Raw genomic sequence first — 16,870 nt, 5'->3', positions numbered from 1 at the left:
AGCTTTACAAAATGGTCAGCCCTTTGGCTCAAGCACCTCTTTGCCCACATAGGGGCGCAATGCTTCCGGCACCACAACCGAACCATCGGCCTGTTGGTTATTTTCCAAAATGGCCACCAACCAGCGGGTGGTTGCCAGCGTGCCATTGAGGGTTGCGGCGATCCGCGGTTTGCCATTTTCATCGCGATAACGCGTCGACAGTCGGCGCGCCTGGAAGGTCGTGCAATTCGAGGTAGAGGTCAGCTCGCGGTAGGTGTTCTGGGTCGGCACCCACGCCTCGGTATCGAACTTGCGGGCCGCTGAAGAGCCCAGGTCCCCACCGGCCACATCAATAATGCGGTAGGGCACCTCCACGGCTGCCAGCATGTCGCGTTCCATCTTCAGCAATTCTTGGTGGCGCTGCGTGGCTTCTTCGGGCTTGCAATAAACAAACATTTCCAGCTTGTCGAATTGGTGCACGCGCAAAATCCCGCGGGTGTCCTTGCCATAGGAGCCCGCTTCCCGGCGGAAGCAGCTCGACCAGCCGGCATAACGGATCGGCCCATTATCTAGTTCGATAATCTCATCCTTGTGGTAGCCAGCCAGCGCCACCTCAGAGGTCCCCACCAGGTACATATCATCGCGTTCCAGGTAGTAGATCTCATCGGAGTGCTCCCCCAAGAAACCGGTGCCAGCCATAATTTCGGGGTTCACCAATACCGGCGGGATCATCAGCTGGAATCCAGCTTCCACAGCCTTGCGTGCCGCCAGGTTCATCATGCCCAGCTGCAGCAACGCCCCATCACCGGTGAGGTAATAAAAGCGCGCCCCAGACACCTTCGTGCCGCGCTTCATATCAATCAGACCTAGGGATTCACCCAGGTCCAGGTGGTCCTTCGGCTCGAAATCGAAGGTGCGGGGTTCGCCCACATGCTCCAACACCACAAAGTCTTCTTCGCCGCCGGCGGGCGCACCTTCGACGATATTATCCAGCCGCATCTGAATCCCATGCACAGCTTCCTCAGCTGCCTTTTGGGCTTCTTCGGCTTCCTTGACCTTCGCCTTGAGCTCATTGGAGCCTTCCAGCAACTTCGGGCGATCCTCCGGCTCTGCCTGCCCAATCTTGCGCCCAAAGGCTTTTTGTTCACTTCGCAGCTCATCGGCACGCTGAATGGCTTCGCGGCGGGCTTCATCCGCCTGCAGCAACTCATCAACTAAACCGGGGTCCGCCCCACGGTTCTTCTGGGATTCGCGGACAAGGTCTGGGTTTTCACGGAGCAGTTTAAGGTCAATCACGCCTCTAAGCCTAGCGTGTGACCTCCTTCTTCATCAGCGCTACTCCCAGCAGCGCCGCCGTCGCCAACACCAAAGCCAACAATCCACTACCCGGCATCAGCGCCGGAAGGTGCGTCCCCGGCAGGTCCAGCGGCGCTAGCGGCGGCAAGAGAAACACAAAAATCACGGCAATCACCCAACGCTGCCGCAGCCACAACAACCCCGCAATGGGCAGCGCAATCACAATGATGTAGTGCAACCACACCAGCCCGGTCGTCGCGGTGGCGGTACACAGCACCACGCTCACCGCCAGCTCATAGCGAATCCGCCGCTGCTTCATCATCGCTGCCACCAACCCCAGCAATAACACCGCTGCCAGCACCTGCGGCGCCCACACCACATAGCTGGGGGCTTCATGAATCACCGGCACCAGCGCCTCGGATTCCACATAATGGTTCCGCAGCAGCACCGAAGGCAAAGATTGCGCCACCGGCACGGAAATAAAAGTTCCCGCCCAATAAGACAAGGTCTCCCGCCAAGTCCCATAAATCTCCGTGCCCAAAGTCACCGCAGACACAGCCAATAACATGACGCTGCTCAGCCCCGCAATCACGGCAGCACGCACGCGATCCCGGAAGGCAAACATCACTATGATCAGCGCAAACGGGGTGAGTTTTACCAGAGCTACACATCCGAGAACGAGCCCTGAGCTCAGCGGTCTCGTGCGGGCTGCACTCACCGCGTATGCCGCGCCGGCATAGATCAGGGGGCTAGTTTGCCCGAGGAAAACCGAGCCTTGGAAAGCCGCAGTGCAATAAAGCGCAAGCACCCCTAAGGCCAACCACCCAATGGGCGCAACGCGGTGGAACCACAGGTAATAGGCGCTGGCGCATAGCACCACAAGCGCCCAACAATTCGCCAGCGTCAACAGCATGACGGAGGTATCAAAGCTGATCACTTCACTGAGGTAACCAACTACCTGCGCCACCACCGGGGCTTGCACAAAAGGGTGCGGCCAGGGTGAAGTTTCCGCTACGAAGCTGCCCCATACTGGGCCAGACCAGGCCGCAAAATCTTCCGGGTTGTGGTCGTAGAGATGCTCATTAAGGCCCTCGCGGAGGATCCGTCCCCCGATCCACAGCGAGGCCCAATCATCGGGTTGTTGGTGGCCGCGGTTAAGCAGCACGGTGATGACCCCAGGCAGAAGGCCTAGTAGGTGTGCCGGCCACGAGATAATGCAGGGTTTCTGCTTCTGAGTAGTCACGATGCTTCGGCAGGCCTCTTTGCTTTTGAGAAGTTGATGCAGCATGGGGTGTGCCCCTAGAGGGGTAATTGACCATGGGGGTCGCCTAAGAAGGCTACCCGCGTGGCACAATAAGACGCATATGAGTTCAGTATCAGGTTTTCGCAGCGCCCTTGCCGTGCGCACCGGATTGGTGGCGGCAATGGCCGCTAGTGCCTGCATGATGGGCTATTCCTATGTGGTGCAGCACCAAAATGTAAGCGAGGATACTGAGCCAACCACCATCAGTGCGGTTGCCCCAACTGATCCCAGCAGCAGCACTACCTCCACCTTGCCCGGCGCACCCGCGCCATTTAGTACCGCCGATGTGGGTGATTGTTTAACCTGGGATATCGACGAAGCCGGCAAGATCAGCAATTTCGACAAAACAGATTGCAATAGTGAGCACCGCTTCGAGGTATCTGCCCGCGAGAACCTAGCCACCTACCCGGCCAGTGAGTTCGGGCCAGAGGCTGCCATGCCTGATCTCACGCGCCAAGCCCAATTACGCGAAGAGCTATGCCGCACTCCCACGCTGCGCTATCTCGATGGGGTTTTTGACCCAGTCGGCCGCTATTCCATCGCGCCGATCCTGCCCCCGCCAGAAGCCTGGGCGCAAGGTGATCGCACCATGCTGTGCGGTATCCAATCCACCGATCCTCATGGCACCCCCATGACCACCATTGGGTATGCCAAGGATCAAGACCAGGCGCGGGTCATGCAGCCCGGCCAATGCGCCAAAGTTGATGAAGCCGGTGCCCTGCGAACCGTTGACTGTGCTGAAGACCACCAGTTAGAAGCCACCGCGATTGTGAACCTGGCCCCGGTTTTCCCTGAGGGCACCCCAAGTGTTGAGCAGCAGGACGAACATCTTCGCCACGCCTGTACCCAAGCCGCTATGGATTATCTCGGCGGCGAGGAGCAACTCTATTACTCCACCTTGCAGCCTTATTGGACCACCCAGCCGCGCACCGGTTGGGAAGGTGGTTCCCGTAGCGTCAACTGTGCCCTGGTTGCGGCAAATCCGGATGCTAATGGTTTCGCTACTTTAACCGGCACCGCCACTGCACCCTTCCTTATCAATGGTGCTCCCCCGCCGCCACGCCCAGAACGCAATCCTTTAAGGCCTGACCAACAGCCCCCACCAGCATGATCGAGATTAGCGACGAAGATTTCGAAGAGTTAGTCTGCGACGCCTTGGATATGATCCCCGAGGAGTTCGCCCAGCAGATGGTGAACCTTGCTTTCCTCATTGAGGATCGCAACCCCACCAACCCAGGGATCTTGGGGTTATATTCCGGCGTTGCCTTGCCGGAAAGAACCTTCGACCACACCGGCGTACTACCCGATACCATCACCATTTATCGGGAGTCTCTCAAGGAATACTGCCAAAGCTATGAAGAGCTCGTGCAGGAAATAATCGTCACCGTGCACCACGAGGTAGGCCATTATTTCGGTTTAGAGGAAGAGGACCTACACCGCCTGGGGTGGGGTTAAGTGCAGTGCTTAGGGCAAAGGCCCATCTGCCCAACGGTGAATACCCCATTGCCCGAACCTGCCGGAAGGCTCTAAGACCACATAGCGACAATTCGGCACATAAGCGCGGAGTGCATAACGCGGATCCACACCGGTTGCTAAACAGGCCATTGTCCTAATCGCCGCACCATGGCTAACCAGCACGGTATTAGTATCGCTGGCTTCTTCTAATACTGGTTGATAGCGGTTTAAGAGCGTTTGAAAATCTTCCCCACCGGGCACACTCGCCCCAAGTTCTTGGCGCATCATGGCACCAACAGCCTGGAAGTACATATCCAGGCTCTCTGGTGAGTTATCGCCTTCCAAGTTCCCTGCGGAAATCTCCTGGATACCTTCTCTTTCCTCTGGTACCAGTTCCCCATAGGTGCTGGCAGCAAGATGCGCTGTTTGTCGGGCTCTTAGGGCCGGGGAGTGCCACACCTGGGTCATCCCGGGGTATTCCTGCGCTAATTCAGCACCAACCTTGCGGGCTTGTTCTTCGCCTAATTCGGTGAGCGGATGACCAGGAACAACGGTGTCTAGGATGCGCCCAACATTCGCGGTGGTTTGACCGTGCCTTAATAAAATAATGCTCATTGTGGGTCTCCGATCGGCCAAGATCCTAAATAAATTAACTGTTGTGCACGCGTTGCCACGGCTTCGACGGCTTCCGCCACATCCTGGTCCTCAATGTGCCCAACCAAATCCACATGGAAGTCATAGGTATAGCGTTCGCGGCGGGTGGGTCGGGAACCAATACGCGACATATCTACCCCGCGAACAGCAAACTCATTTAAAGCCCCCACCAGGCTGCCTGGTTCATTCGGCAGTCGGAACACCAAGGCGGTGCGATCATGTCCGCTGCGCGGGGCCGGGTCGCCAGCTAAGCGAACCAACACGAAGCGGGTGCGGGCATTACCCACATCAGCGACTTTTTCCGCCAATACTTCCAACCCAAAAAGCTCCGCGGCGCGCAGCGGCGCTGCAGCGGCATCCGCTTCCCCTTCAGCAACAGCTTGTGCGGCAGCAGCATTAGAGCTGGCCGCGATAAAACGCGCACGCGGCATATGCTCTTTCATCCACCCCTGTACCTGCTGGTGCGCTACGGGGTGCGTGGAGAAAGACTCCACCTCCGCGGCTTGTGTGCCTGGGCGAACCATAATGGCAAAGGCAATATCTAGTTCTGTTTCCCCAAAGATCTGCACCTCACCTTTGGCTAAAGCATCAAGGGTGGGGGTTACCGGACCATCAACAGAGTTTTCAATAGCCACCACCGCGGCATCGGCGTGCCCGGCGCGCACTTTATCCAAAGCTTCGCCTGGGCTAGAGCAGGAATCCAAGTGCACTGCCCGCGGGAAAGCACCGGCGTCTTCAAATTGGCGCACGGCTGCTTCGGTGAACGTACCGGCCGGCCCAAGGTAGGCAACGCGATAATCGGATTCACTGGTGCAGGTGTCAGGTTGGGGGTTCATAGCTATTCAGCGTAGACATCTCCCACGTACAGTGACCACCATGAGCATGCTCTCAGCAGTTGATCGTGTCGAAGCGTTCTTAGCGGCACTAGCGGATGTGGATCCCAGCGACCATGGTTTTAGTTTCGTGGACGCCCCTGGGTTACGCCACCGCGCTGCTTTGATTGATCAACTTCCCCAACGCGGCATTTTCCATGGCTTATTGCTCCCAGCTAAAGACTTGGTTCATGTGGCGGGCATGCCCACTGGTTTTGGCTCGGTATCGCGCACGGTGATGGCTGATAGTACGGACCCTTTCTTAACCCCCTACATCGAAGGTGGGGCGCTGATCCCGGGTAAAACAGCAACCAGTGAATTGGGTTTAACGGCCTACACCGAGCCGGTGGGTTCCCCGGCGATTATGAATCCGCTCTACCCCGGTGCCACCCCAGGTGGTTCTAGTGGCGGGGCGGCTGCGGCCGTTGCTTTGGGGCTTGTTGATGCTGCCCATGGCACTGATGGTGGTGGATCAATCCGGGTTCCGGCGGCGGCTTGTGGGGTGGTGGGCTATAAACCACCTCATGATTCCCGCGGTGGTCGGCTAGGGGCCCAGGGGTTTTTAACGCGCTCGGTGCAACTGAATGCAGATCTTCATGGGATCACCCCAGAATGCGAACGCCCGCTACGCGTCGGGGTGCTCCTTGAACCACTCTTCGCCCACGTGCAGGTGGCTGAGCGTTGGCTTCGTGGTGCTCAACAAGCCGCAGATATCTTAAAAGCCCATGGCCACCAGGTGTTCCCAGCAGCGGCAATAGATGCCGGGGAGTTGTTCTATGCCTTCCAAACTGTGCTTTTGGCTTCCGCTGCCAGGGTTAAAGGGCCTGCTAGCCGGATGGTGGAGTGGTTAAGGGAAGAAGGCCGCAATATTGCTCATGAGGATTATCTAGCAGCCGTTTGGACCATGTCTGAAGCAGCAGAGAAGGTGCGCTCTTCTTGGCCGGAAGTAGATGTGTTGCTTAGCCCCATGCTGGCTTATGATCCCCCAGCGGTGGGTAGTTTTTCTGGGCTTTCACCCCAAGAGGATTTTGATGAACAAACCCGGTGGACTCCCTGGGGAAGCCTTTTCAATATTTCCGGGCTCGGGGCGGTAAGTGTCCCCATCACCGTTGATGATGGTCCGGCAGTTGGGGTGCAACTTGGGGCACTACGCGCTCTACCAGCGGAAATCCTGGCATGCGCGCAGGTGATATTCCCAGGTTCCACTCAGCCGCTACTTAGCTGACACTATATTTTTCACAGCTAGGCGCACTACTGTCTAAGGCATGAATATGCGTGGAGATGAAGGCCAAGGCGGGCGTTACCGCGATTCTTATGGCGATGACATCGCCCGGGATCGCCATGGTCGCCCGATCCTCGACCGTTATGGTCGTCCGGTTCGACGCCGGCCTTCTACTGCACGGCCTGGCACACGCCGGCCACGCACCGCCGATCCAGACGGGAATCCTTTACCCCCGATCTCGAAAAGCGCAAGGCCCCGCGCAGAAGAACGCCCACGTGTACAACCACCCCGGGAGAGACCCCGCCAGGTATTCCCGGAGCAGCCGGCGGCCGCGGCGCCGCCCTTGTACACCCAGCAGTATCCTGCCGCCCCAGCGCAGGGCTATCAACCGCGCTATCAAGCCCCAGCTGCACCGCCTCCCCAAGCGGCGCCCCCAGTGTCGCCACAGGTGGCACCCCCACCGCCACCTGCGCCGCGGCGTCGGCGGCGGGCCCGGCGCGGTGGGTGTTTCCGGCCGGTACGTAATGTGCTCATCCTGCTGCTGGTGGTGGTTTTAGGAACTGGGATTTGGGCTGATTCGAAGCTCACCCGCGTGGATGCTTTCCCGGATACCCCGATTGCGTCGACCTCGGGCTCGAATTGGTTGCTGGTTGGGTCGGATTCCCGGCAGGGGTTGACTGAGGAAGATATTGCCCGCTTAGGCACCGGCGGGGATATTGGGACTGGTCGTACCGACACCATCATGTTGTTGCATATCCCCACTGTGGGGAAGGCAAAGTTGGTGTCTATTCCGCGTGATTCCTATGTGGCTATCCCTGGTTATGGCATGGATAAAATCAATGCCTCCTTTGCTTATGGTGGGCCGAAGTTGCTTGCGGCAACTGTGGAGCAAGCCACCGGCATCCATATTGATCACTATGCCGAGATCGGTATGGGCGGGTTAGCGCATGTGGTTGATGCGGTTGGTGGGGTGGAGCTGTGCCCTGATCAGCCGATTGATGATCCACTGGCGAACCTGAATGTGCAGGCCGGGTGCCAAAAAATGGATGGGCCGACGGCCTTGGGTTATGTGCGTACCCGCGCTACCGCGCAGGGTGATTTAGACCGTGTGCAACGCCAACGCGAGTTCTTTTCTGCGATTGTGGCTACCGCTACTCAACCCTCGACGTTGCTCAATCCCTTCCGTTTCTTCCCGCTGATTAATGGTGCGGTGGGTTCTTTCACCGTGGGTGAGGGCGACCATGTGTGGCATCTCGCGCGCCTGGCTCTGGCCATGAAATCTGGGGTGGAAACCGAGACCGTGCCGGTGGGTGGTTTTGCCAACTATGACGTGGGTTCGGTGGTGCTCTGGGATGAGGTTCAAGCCCCCGCGCTATGGGATTCCATGCGCTAACTGCTGCGGCAGGCAGCGCGGACAGCGCATGAACCCCGCGTTCGTAGCCCTCTAAGGCTGTTAACGCGGGGTTTGTTGCTGCTCTAACGGTGCGCAGTAGTTAAGCGCTAATCGCGCAAGGTCACCTGGCGGGACTTAATATTTTGCAGCTGGCGGCGTTCATCCGAGCTCAGCGGCGCATCATTATCCAGCTCCTTGACCAGAGCATCATTCACGCGCTTGATTTCCTCCTCATAGGAGTCATAAGCACGCTCCGGGTCCAGGTCAAACACTGGAACCACAATGCCGTGGGTACGGAAGACCCCAGCAAAACGCGAAGCCTCGCCCAGGTTCAGCTCCCCGCGTGCCGCCACCCGCGCCAAGGCATTGAGCATGGGGTTTTCCGCTTCGGTACGCACCCAACGCAGATGCGCCTTCGCGCCACCGGGGTTGACCCACCACAGTGAACCCGGAACATCCGCGCTCACGCGGTGCGATTCCACCACCGCATCATTAGCGGCCTGCATGGAGCGCTGGTACATCGGATCCAATTGGGTGCCTTCGGCCACCCACCAATCGAAGTTATCGTGCTCGCTGATCTCCAGCTGCTCATCCGCGGCAATAAGTTCCTGGATCTTCGGCTGGGAACCATCAGCAATGGTGGACACCAGCTGCTCACCGGGGGCGGCCTTCAGCGCCCAAGAAATGGCATAGGCCAAGTCACGGCCGGGGTTCTGGGAGTGCGTTTGCACCTGCAAAGCCACCAGCGCCTCCACGGTGCCATCCGGTAGCTCACGTACCACCGCGGCACCCGCGCCGGGCAGCACAGTCACAATCCGCACCGTGCGATCCTCAGCGCCCTTGATCTTCAGGTCAGCAACCGCAGAGGGAACGAACTCCTGCAAAGCCACCAAATCAGCTTCACAATCCAAGCCCTCATAGGGGCGCGGGTCCTTCTCAAGTGCGGCACGTTCGGCAGCACGCGCAGCAAGCTTCGCCTGGCGCCGGCTCATACCCTCCGGCAGATCAGCATTCTTCTTATTTTTCTTGGCCATGGCTTAAAGGATAACTACTTCAAGTCAAATACCTCGCATGCCAGATCAGCGCGATTCGTGGCAATAAAATCAGCGCCATTTTCTGCAGCCCATAAAAGGTCGTCTGCCTCATCCACCGTCCACACATAACTGGGCAGGTACTGACGATAAAGCAGCTGCGGGCGGCGCTTCGCCCGCTCAATGGAGACCCCTAATCCGGCATAGTCTCGGGGCAAAAAATCCATGGGGTTCGCCCAACGGAACCACTCCGGGCGTAAATAAATCCGGGGGATCGTCGGCGCTAATTGCTTCGCGCGGTGCAAAGAGAAGGGCGAAAAGGAAATGAAGCAGATTCTTTCCGCCGCTTTATTGCGCAAACCGTGGCGGATGAGTGTTTTCACCACCGCTGGTTCTAGTGCGAGATCCTCATTGCGCCCAGCTTGTTTGAATTCGATGTAGATGCGGTGTTCTGGGTAGCGCAGCGCAAGGGATAAGAACTCATCTAAGGTTAAAATCCCGTGCTCACGGGCAGCTTCTTGGGCACTAAGTTCACGGATCAGGCGCTTATCTGCACCCCCACTTAGCCTGCTGAAATCCGCATCATGGACCAAAATCGGCACCCCATCAGCGCTTAGACGCACATCGCATTCCACGCCGTCAATGGGTAAGGCGAAGGCTGCTTCATAGGCGGCGAGCGAGAGTTCTTGGTGCGCATGCGAAAGACCGCGGTGCGCCACAATGCCTGGGGTGGTGGCATGGGTGTGGCTCATCGCGGTCTCTTTCTGCGAGGCTCGCTTAGCCCTCCACAGGGCCTTAGCCCTCCACAGGGCCTTAGCCCTCCACAGGGCCTTAGCCCTCTGGCGGGAAGAAACGTTCCTGAACCTCGCGTAGCGTATTAGCGGAGTGCGTGAAGCGCTCCATTTCGTGGTCGTTAATCTCCAACTCTACGACGCGACGGATACCCTTGCGGTTAATGATCGCCGGGGTGCCAATATAAATGTCATTCTGCCCATATTCGCCCTGCAAATACGCCGAGCACGGCAAAGCCACATCATTATTCTTCAAAATGGCACGGGTAATGCGCGCCAAGCCCATACCAATGCCATAAGAGGTCGAGCCCTTGGCATCAATAATGTGGTAGGCCGCATCGCGGGTGTCTTCAAAAATTTTCTCCAGGCGCCCCTCTAGCTCCGGATCCTTTTGCAAAGACATCCGCATGCTCACACCCGCAACGGTGGCAGAAGAAAGCACCGGTAATTCGGTATCGCCGTGTTCGCCGATGATGTAGGCGTGCACGGAGGTCGGCGCCACCTCATAGAGTTCGCCGAGCATATAGCGGAAGCGCGCGGAATCCAGCACGGTACCAGAACCGATCACCTGCGAGTGTGGCAGCCCGGAGTACTTCCACACCGCATAGGTCAAAATATCCACCGGGTTGGAGGCCACAAGGAAGATGCCATCAAAACCGTTGCCCATCACTTGATCAACAATGTTCTTGGTGATCTTCACATTCTTTTCCACCAGCTGCAGGCGAGTTTCCCCGGGCTTCTGCGCGGCACCAGCGCACAGCACCACAATGGCGGCATCTTCGCAGTCGGCGTAGGTCCCCTTGGTCACGCGAGTACGCGAACCTGCCCACACCACACCGTGGTTCAGGTCCATGACATTGCCTTCAAGCTTCTTTTCATCAATGTCAATGATCGCCAGGTGATCACAAATACCTTGGTTCACCAGCGCATACGCATAGGCAACTCCCACGTCACCTGCGCCAATCAGGACGATCTTATTGCCGACGATATCCTTCATCTTCTGCCTTCTCCCTGCCGACAGAATCCCGGTTGCGTCATGCCTTCAAGCTTGGGGTGAGATTCTTCGTCGGCGTCTGATTGAGTTCCAGGGCGTGCGCGTGTGCGCATTCCCAGGCGCGAAGCTTCACGTTCCGCACTGCCCCCAATTATGCCCGATTTTCTTTCTTCGTGCCCGATCGGGCCCGCCCCCTTGCCCGCATTCTCCAAGCTCTTCCATGGCCCATAGACTCCTCGCGCCAATGACCTGCACAAACGTACACACATATTCGGACACAAATCACACTGGCCTAGCGATAACCTTTTTCATCACTATCTCCAGCAACGCTTCCCCCGAGCCCCGAACACCCACTCCGCACACTCCATAAACATCCGCAGCCTCCCGAGGCTCTGCCACGCCTTGATAGCAACTGCGGCGCGAGTAGAAAAGTATTTTAACCCCACGCAGCACAAAACCCCCGAAGGCCATCTCAAAAAGATGAGCCTTGGGGGTGTGCGGAACGCTAGAGATTATTTGCTGGCAGCGGCGAAGCGCTCAGCAACGTCATCCCAGTTGAAGACGTTCCAAACGGCCTTAACATAGTCGGCCTTGACGTTCTTGTACTGCAGGTAGAAGGCGTGCTCCCACATATCCAGCATGAGCAATGGAGTGAGGTTAATGGAGATCTGTCCCTGCTGGTCAGTCATCTGCTCGATAACCAGACGGTCTGCCATGTGGTCATAGCCCAGGACAGCCCAGCCGGAGCCCTGCAGGCCAAGAGCTGCAGAGGAGAACTGATCCTTGAACTTTTCGAAGGAACCGAAGTCGCGCTCAATGGCCTTGGCCAGGTCACCCTCGGGCTCGCCGCCACCATTGGGGGACAGGTTCTTCCAGAAGATGCTGTGGTTGGTGTGACCACCCAGGTTAAAGGCCAGATTCTTCGACAGTGCGCGGATCTGGTCGGGGTTGGTACCCTCTTCGCGTGCCTTCTCCATGGCCTCTAGGGCAGCATTAGCGCCAGCAACATAGGTGGCGTGGTGCTTGGAGTGGTGCAGCTCCATGATCTCAGCGGAGATATGGGGCTCCAGCGCGTCATATGCGTAATCAAGTTCGGGAAGTTCGTAGACTGCCATTTTGTATTGCCTTTCGACTATGGGGTGTCGTGATTTGCGCTGCATACTTGCAAGACGCGATGGTGCCTATGGTAACGCGATAAACGCTTTTCGCAACGTTCCCCTTACGAAACTATCCTTTACTGTTAAGCCTTATTTAGCGGTTCCGCGCACCCGATCTTTAGAACTACGTCACAGCAAACTTTAAGGAGAAGATACAGATGGGATGGCTCTTCAACCGCGGCCCGGTCGGTCTGGTTAAACCCGAGGAGGCCCTTCATGGTAGCCCGCATCCAGTGCTGGTGGACCCAGCCCCGCATGCTGTTTTGAACACCCCCATAACCGGGGCGTGGAAGGAAAACCAACGCACCCTTTATGTAGCAATTGGCTGTTATTGGGGTGCCGAGAAGCTCCTCTGGCAGATCCCCGGGGTGGAATCCACCAGTGTGGGTTTCGCCGGCGGGATCACACCCAACCCCACCTATCGCGAGGTGTGCACGGGGCGCACTAACCACACCGAGGTAGTGGAGGTGGTCTATGACCCAGAAAAAGTGAGCTTGGCGAAGCTGGTTGCCACTGCCCTGGAGGCGCATGATCCAACGCAAGGCTATCGCCAGGGCAATGATGTGGGTACTCAGTATCGTTCGGCGTTTTATACCGAAACTGAGGCTGAGGCTGAAGAAATCAGAGCGATTATTAAAGGCTATGAAAAGAAATTAGCGGAGCATGGATTCGGTGCTATTACCACCGAAGTGATGCCCTTATCGGAAACTCCTTCCGGTTCTTATTATCGCGCAGAGGAAGAACACCAGCAGTACCTCCACAAGAACCCTGGCGGCTATTGCCCGCATCACTCCACCGGGGTGGCCTGCGGGATTTAAGCGCAGATAAACCGCCGGAACATATCTACCGGCGGGGCTTCTTGCTCGCTGCGCCGCCACACCAATCCCAATTCGCGATAACACGGTGGGTCAATGGGACGCAGCACAATCCCGGTGGGAGCCAAGTAGGGATCATCGAGTGGCAGAAGTGCTACTCCTAGCCCCGCAGAAACCAACCCCGTCACGGTGGTTAACTCCATGGACTCAAACACCAGCTGTGGGCTAAACCCAGCTTCGGCGCTTAGCCGGTCAAGCAGAAGCCGCGTGCCATAGCCAGGCAACATCCCAATGAAGGGCTCTTCAGCGGCTTCTTTTAAAGAGATGGGGTCGGTACTGTGGGCTAGGTGGTGATCTTCGGGAAGCGCTAGGGCTAAGCGTTGGCGGCGGAGTTGTTGCCAGCCTAATTCGGTATCTGGTTTAGGCCCCACCAAGGCCAGGTCTGTTAGCCCGGCGCGCACGCGCTCTATCAGATGCGCGGCAGCTCCTTGGTGTAATTGGATTTCTACCTGGGGGTGCAAGCTGCGGTAGCTGCGGATTAATTCCGGTACCAGCCAGGTGCCTAGGGAGTGCATGAAGTCTAAGCGCACGGTGCCGCGTTCCGGATCCATGAGGCGGTGCACCTGGCCGAAGCCCAGGTTGGCTTGTTGGATGATGGCGGTGGCTGCCGGGATAAGTGCTTCGCCGCGGGTATTAAGGCGTAGTTGGTGGCCGCCGCGTTCAAAAAGTTGGGCGCCGAGTACTTCTTCTAGGCGCGCTATTCGCCGGCTAAGGGTGGGCTGCGGGATGCCTAAGGTGGCAGCACTATCGCTTAGGTGCCCGCTATGGGCAACAGCTAAGAAGTAGCCAAGATCACGCAGACTAATGGCGGGCATGCGGCGGATTCGGCGGATAAGAGCGCGGGTTTCTTCCATAAAAGATCTACTCCTAGCAGGGATCATTCCAAAATGGAATGAAATCGCTTCATTTTTTATATTTTACTCATTATTCCTGCTAAGCCATGATCTATGTTCATGAGCACTCCAAGCACAGTTGTGGGTCCAACAACTCCCCCAGGTATCCGCCGCGGCGAACCCGCGTATCGCCGTGCGGTACTTGCTGTGCTGGCCGCTGGGTTGGCCACCTTCAATGCGCTGTATTGCACGCAGGCCATGCTGCCCACCTTGGTCAGTGACCTGGGTGTAAACCCCACCGAAGCGGCCCTGACGGTATCTGCGGCAACGGGCACCCTGGCTTTGTTCATTGTGCCTTTTAGCATCCTTTCGGAGCGCTTTGGGCGCGGCAGGATCCTGGTGATCTCTGCGCTATCAGCCACGGTGGTTAGCCTCATCCTGCCGCTTGCGCCCTCGATTGGATGGTTGATTGCTTTGCGGGCACTCCAAGGCGCATTAATTGCTGGTGTGCCGGCTGTGGCTATGACCTGGCTCAGTGAAGAGCTAGACCCAGAGGCTTTGCCCAAAGCCATGGGCATTTATGTGGCTGGCACTTCGGTAGGTGGTTTAACAGGGCGTTTGATTCCGGCTGCTGCCTTAGAGATCGCGGATTGGCGAGTGGCCTTGTGGGCTACTGGTGGTTTTGCGGTGCTCGTGGGTATTGCGATGGCCTTCCTCCTGCCTGCTCAACGCCGTTTTAAGCCCAAGCAGATTCACGTGCGCGGGGAATTATCGGCGATGGTGAACCACTGGCGTAATCCGCGTTTGGCCACGCTATTTATCACCGCGTTTTTATCCATGGGCTGTTTTGTGTCGCTCTATAACTTCTTAGGGTTCCGCATGGTGCACACCTTTGGGTTAAGCGAGGCCCTGGTGGGTTTGGTCTTTTTGATGTACCTGGCTGGAACCTGGTCTTCTGCCCAAGCCGGGGTGTTGACCAGCCGCACGGGTAATGGTCTGGGAATGATTATTTTCGCGCTCACCATGCTGGTGGGTTTGGGGATTATGTGCATCCCGAATTTAGCGATGGTGCTCATCGGGCTTTTTGCTTTCACCGCGGCATTCTTTGGGATTCACTCCACTGCCTCTAGTTGGGTGGGCTTAATTGCCACAGAGAACCGCGCTGAAGGTTCCTCGATGTATTTGTTCTGTTATTACGTTGGCTCTTCAGTAGTTGGCGCGGCCGCCGGCTTGGTTTTTGCTTCCCTTAGCTGGGCTGGGTTTATTGGCTGCTTGGCGTTGATTGTGCTGCTGATTTTGGGGATCGCTATGTACCTAGCGAAGCGGGAGCGCAGTGTGGCGCACCAGCAGGTCAGCATGCCTGAGGCGGAAAAGCTCAAGGCCCGGGTGCATTAAACCGAGCAGAGTTCCGGGATACCCGGCGCGCCGCGTCGCAGCCATGCCCTGACCTCTGCGGTGGCGCGGCAATCATCGGCGTTATAGCGCAATAGTTGTGCCTTAACCGCAGCGCTATTGCCGGGGTCCACCCCGGCGGCAATACGGTAGGCGTGCACGGCATCTTCGCCGCTGAAATCTTCTTCTGCCCAGTGGAACCCGGCTGCAGGGGCAACGGTTTTCAGCCCCAGCCCGGTGGGCCCGGCAAGATGGGTGCGAGCAATGGCGAAAAGATCCACCCACTCTTCCGAGGCGATGAACTCTTCTACTTCTTCAGGTGTGGGGCAATAGCTTCCGTCATCAAAAATTTTCCCACCGAAGCGGCGGGCGCTAAAGCGCAGCCAGTGGTTTTCGCCGTGGTTGGACCAGCAATAGACGCGGATGCGGCGGCCTTGGGCATGTGCGTGGGTGCGTTGGGTATTAAGCCACTGCCAAAAGGCGGCGAAAGCGCGGGCTTCTGGGGTGCGGCCTAAGCCTTCCCAGGTGACGAAGGGACGGTAGGTGTGGCCATCCCAGGTGCCCCAAAGATAGGCGCCTTGATCAAGGTAGGCTTCCACATCGATATCGAGTTCTAGGGCATTATCTTCGGGGAGTTTCGGGGCACTACGTTTAAGCACGCTAACCCCCGTACGCCAGGCGAGTGCGAACGTTGAGAGTTCCCCTTGCCCAGCCTGAATCAAACCTTCAACCGTGGATATGCCGATCTCGAGTAAAGCTTGGGATTTATCGCCCGGGAGGAAGAGCGAAATATCATCGCGGGCGCGAAGTTCGGATTCGCAGATCGGCCAGAAGCGGCAATCGGCGCACTCGCGAACGCGGCGGGCGCGGGTGGGTGCGGGGGCCTGGAGGGCGGAGTGGACGCTGCGGGCGACGTTGGGGGTGCCGGTGATAAAGGCGAGGCTGCGGTCTTGGCCGATCATGCCGACCTGCCCGCAGTGTAAGCCGAGGGCTTTGAGTGCTTCTTGGGCGAGGTAGAGGCGGTAGCTATCGCTGGTGTGGTGCCGGATTTTTTGGCGGACTTGAAGTGGTTTGCCAAGCCCTAGGCGGGCGGTGGGGATGATGGTGGCTTCGGTGTGTGCATTGGGGCGGGCCACGCGGTGGTTGCTGATGCTTATGGGCAGATAGGACCAGGTGGTGGCGTGGGCGTCGAGGGGTTGAAGGGTGGGGCTGATTCTAAGCAGCACGTCGACTTCGGTGAGCCAGCGTGGGGAAGACTTAAGGGGTTGGCCAAGGGCGCTATCGCAGATATCGGAGCTTAAGACCGCGGAGGTGATGATGTCCACCCCGGCGGCGAGGGCTTCGAGGGTAGCGAATTCGCGTTCTTCGAGGTTGCCTTCTAGGTCGAGGCGGCGGAAGTCGCGGCGTGGGTCGCCCAGTGCGCGGCGATAGGGGATGAGGGAATAAACCTCGTGGCGGGCGGCTTCGCTGCGTTGGTGGCGGTGTTGTTGTGCGGGGGTGGGTGGGAGTTCTGGGTAGCGGCGCTTTTGCACCTGGCGATAGCGACACCCCACCAAATCTGCGGGGTTAAGGGGAGGTTGTTCAGCCACAATGCACCCCAGCTTAAGGCAGGGGGCGGGTAGT

The 16,870-nt window shown here is 57.9% G+C and carries 16 protein-coding genes; 6 read left to right on the top strand and 10 right to left on the bottom strand.

The window, feature by feature from the left end; all coding sequences use genetic code 11:
• Window positions 1–15: 15 nt before the first annotated feature.
• Window positions 16–1,275: a serine--tRNA ligase gene (serS, locus tag BMZ01_RS09740; protein ID WP_092286885.1), complete on the bottom strand. Its 1,260-nt coding sequence runs from the start codon at window positions 1,273–1,275 to the stop codon at window positions 16–18.
• 10 nt (window positions 1,276–1,285) lie between these two features.
• Window positions 1,286–2,518: a glycosyltransferase family 87 protein gene (locus tag BMZ01_RS09735; protein WP_177180146.1), complete on the bottom strand. Its 1,233-nt coding sequence runs from the start codon at window positions 2,516–2,518 to the stop codon at window positions 1,286–1,288.
• Between the two features lie 121 nt (window positions 2,519–2,639).
• On the opposite strand from BMZ01_RS09735, the gene BMZ01_RS09730 reads away from it, so the two are divergent.
• Together BMZ01_RS09730 and BMZ01_RS09725 are read left to right on the top strand one after the other, a co-directional pair.
• Window positions 2,640–3,689, top strand: coding sequence for a septum formation family protein (locus BMZ01_RS09730; protein ID WP_092286883.1), 1,050 nt, complete (start codon window positions 2,640–2,642; stop codon window positions 3,687–3,689).
• On the top strand, window positions 3,686–4,033 hold the full coding sequence (locus tag BMZ01_RS09725; protein WP_092286881.1) for a metallopeptidase family protein: 348 nt from the start codon (window positions 3,686–3,688) through the stop codon (window positions 4,031–4,033). Before BMZ01_RS09730 ends, BMZ01_RS09725 begins: the two co-directional genes overlap by 4 nt.
• Window positions 4,034–4,042: 9 nt before the next feature.
• Here BMZ01_RS09725 and BMZ01_RS09720 read toward each other — a convergent pair whose 3' ends face one another.
• A complete protein-coding gene (locus BMZ01_RS09720; protein ID WP_092286879.1) occupies window positions 4,043–4,648 on the bottom strand; it encodes a histidine phosphatase family protein in 606 nt (201 codons plus the stop codon).
• The gene (gene pheA / locus BMZ01_RS09715; RefSeq protein ID WP_092286877.1) at window positions 4,645–5,523 is read right to left on the bottom strand and encodes a prephenate dehydratase; all 879 of its coding nucleotides are present in this window, start codon (window positions 5,521–5,523) and stop codon (window positions 4,645–4,647) included. The genes BMZ01_RS09720 and pheA overlap by 4 nt, the downstream gene beginning before the upstream one ends.
• Before the next feature lie 40 nt (window positions 5,524–5,563).
• On the opposite strand from pheA, the gene BMZ01_RS09710 reads away from it, so the two are divergent.
• Window positions 5,564–6,784 carry an amidase family protein gene (locus BMZ01_RS09710; protein WP_143067491.1) on the top strand — a complete coding sequence of 407 codons (1,221 nt, stop codon included), beginning with the start codon at window positions 5,564–5,566 and terminating at the stop codon, window positions 6,782–6,784.
• A gap of 46 nt (window positions 6,785–6,830) precedes the next feature.
• The gene (locus BMZ01_RS09705; RefSeq protein ID WP_092286873.1) at window positions 6,831–8,174 is read left to right on the top strand and encodes an LCP family protein; all 1,344 of its coding nucleotides are present in this window, start codon (window positions 6,831–6,833) and stop codon (window positions 8,172–8,174) included.
• Window positions 8,175–8,281: 107 nt separating this feature from the next.
• Here BMZ01_RS09705 and BMZ01_RS09700 read toward each other — a convergent pair whose 3' ends face one another.
• From BMZ01_RS09700 to BMZ01_RS09680, 4 genes are all read right to left on the bottom strand, one after another.
• Window positions 8,282–9,208 carry a DUF5926 family protein gene (locus BMZ01_RS09700; RefSeq protein ID WP_092286871.1) on the bottom strand — a complete coding sequence of 309 codons (927 nt, stop codon included), beginning with the start codon at window positions 9,206–9,208 and terminating at the stop codon, window positions 8,282–8,284.
• Between the two features lie 14 nt (window positions 9,209–9,222).
• Entirely contained in the window at window positions 9,223–9,957 is a 735-nt protein-coding gene (locus tag BMZ01_RS09695; protein ID WP_092286869.1) for a glycerophosphodiester phosphodiesterase, read from the bottom strand.
• 79 nt (window positions 9,958–10,036) lie between these two features.
• Window positions 10,037–10,993, bottom strand: a complete 957-nt coding sequence (locus BMZ01_RS09690) for an L-lactate dehydrogenase (protein WP_092286867.1) — start codon at window positions 10,991–10,993, stop codon at window positions 10,037–10,039.
• Window positions 10,994–11,502: 509 nt separating this feature from the next.
• Window positions 11,503–12,105, bottom strand: a complete 603-nt coding sequence (locus BMZ01_RS09680; protein WP_092286863.1) for a superoxide dismutase — start codon at window positions 12,103–12,105, stop codon at window positions 11,503–11,505.
• 200 nt (window positions 12,106–12,305) lie between these two features.
• Between BMZ01_RS09680 and msrA the strand changes: the two genes are divergently transcribed.
• Complete coding sequence (gene msrA, locus BMZ01_RS09675; protein WP_092286861.1) at window positions 12,306–12,965, top strand: peptide-methionine (S)-S-oxide reductase MsrA; 660 nt, start codon at window positions 12,306–12,308, stop codon at window positions 12,963–12,965.
• Here the strand turns inward: msrA and BMZ01_RS09670 are convergent.
• Entirely contained in the window at window positions 12,962–13,876 is a 915-nt protein-coding gene (locus BMZ01_RS09670; protein WP_223845968.1) for a LysR family transcriptional regulator, read from the bottom strand. The two genes, msrA and BMZ01_RS09670, sit on opposite strands and share 4 nt — an antisense overlap.
• 99 nt (window positions 13,877–13,975) lie before the next feature.
• Between BMZ01_RS09670 and BMZ01_RS09665 the strand changes: the two genes are divergently transcribed.
• Window positions 13,976–15,250, top strand: a complete 1,275-nt coding sequence (locus BMZ01_RS09665) for an MFS transporter (protein ID WP_177180145.1) — start codon at window positions 13,976–13,978, stop codon at window positions 15,248–15,250.
• Here the strand turns inward: BMZ01_RS09665 and BMZ01_RS09660 are convergent.
• Window positions 15,247–16,836, bottom strand: coding sequence for a TM0106 family RecB-like putative nuclease (locus BMZ01_RS09660; RefSeq protein ID WP_244887606.1), 1,590 nt, complete (start codon window positions 16,834–16,836; stop codon window positions 15,247–15,249). The two genes, BMZ01_RS09665 and BMZ01_RS09660, sit on opposite strands and share 4 nt — an antisense overlap.
• Window positions 16,837–16,870 lie beyond the last annotated feature (34 nt).

Source organism: Corynebacterium spheniscorum, assembly GCF_900113445.1.
In the GTDB taxonomy this organism is placed as follows: domain Bacteria; phylum Actinomycetota; class Actinomycetes; order Mycobacteriales; family Mycobacteriaceae; genus Corynebacterium; species Corynebacterium spheniscorum.
The sequence above is the reverse complement of the archived record's forward strand: the minus strand, read 5'-3'. Positions and strand labels throughout refer to the sequence as shown.

What these genes read in the sequence shown, in the direction of transcription:
- BMZ01_RS09670 (WP_223845968.1), bottom strand. Translation starts at nt 13,876, where the DNA reads ATGGAAGAAACCCGCGCTCTTATCCGCCGAATCCGCCGCATGCCCGCC.
- BMZ01_RS09710 (WP_143067491.1), top strand. Translation starts at nt 5,564, where the DNA reads ATGAGCATGCTCTCAGCAGTTGATCGTGTCGAAGCGTTCTTAGCGGCA.
- BMZ01_RS09730 (WP_092286883.1), top strand. Translation starts at nt 2,640, where the DNA reads ATGAGTTCAGTATCAGGTTTTCGCAGCGCCCTTGCCGTGCGCACCGGA.
- BMZ01_RS09695 (WP_092286869.1), bottom strand. Translation starts at nt 9,957, where the DNA reads ATGAGCCACACCCATGCCACCACCCCAGGCATTGTGGCGCACCGCGGT.
- BMZ01_RS09700 (WP_092286871.1), bottom strand. Translation starts at nt 9,208, where the DNA reads ATGGCCAAGAAAAATAAGAAGAATGCTGATCTGCCGGAGGGTATGAGC.
- BMZ01_RS09665 (WP_177180145.1), top strand. Translation starts at nt 13,976, where the DNA reads ATGAGCACTCCAAGCACAGTTGTGGGTCCAACAACTCCCCCAGGTATC.
- BMZ01_RS09725 (WP_092286881.1), top strand. Translation starts at nt 3,686, where the DNA reads ATGATCGAGATTAGCGACGAAGATTTCGAAGAGTTAGTCTGCGACGCC.
- BMZ01_RS09705 (WP_092286873.1), top strand. Translation starts at nt 6,831, where the DNA reads ATGCGTGGAGATGAAGGCCAAGGCGGGCGTTACCGCGATTCTTATGGC.
- msrA (WP_092286861.1), top strand. Translation starts at nt 12,306, where the DNA reads ATGGGATGGCTCTTCAACCGCGGCCCGGTCGGTCTGGTTAAACCCGAG.
- BMZ01_RS09690 (WP_092286867.1), bottom strand. Translation starts at nt 10,993, where the DNA reads ATGAAGGATATCGTCGGCAATAAGATCGTCCTGATTGGCGCAGGTGAC.
- BMZ01_RS09720 (WP_092286879.1), bottom strand. Translation starts at nt 4,648, where the DNA reads ATGAGCATTATTTTATTAAGGCACGGTCAAACCACCGCGAATGTTGGG.
- pheA (WP_092286877.1), bottom strand. Translation starts at nt 5,523, where the DNA reads ATGAACCCCCAACCTGACACCTGCACCAGTGAATCCGATTATCGCGTT.
- BMZ01_RS09680 (WP_092286863.1), bottom strand. Translation starts at nt 12,105, where the DNA reads ATGGCAGTCTACGAACTTCCCGAACTTGATTACGCATATGACGCGCTG.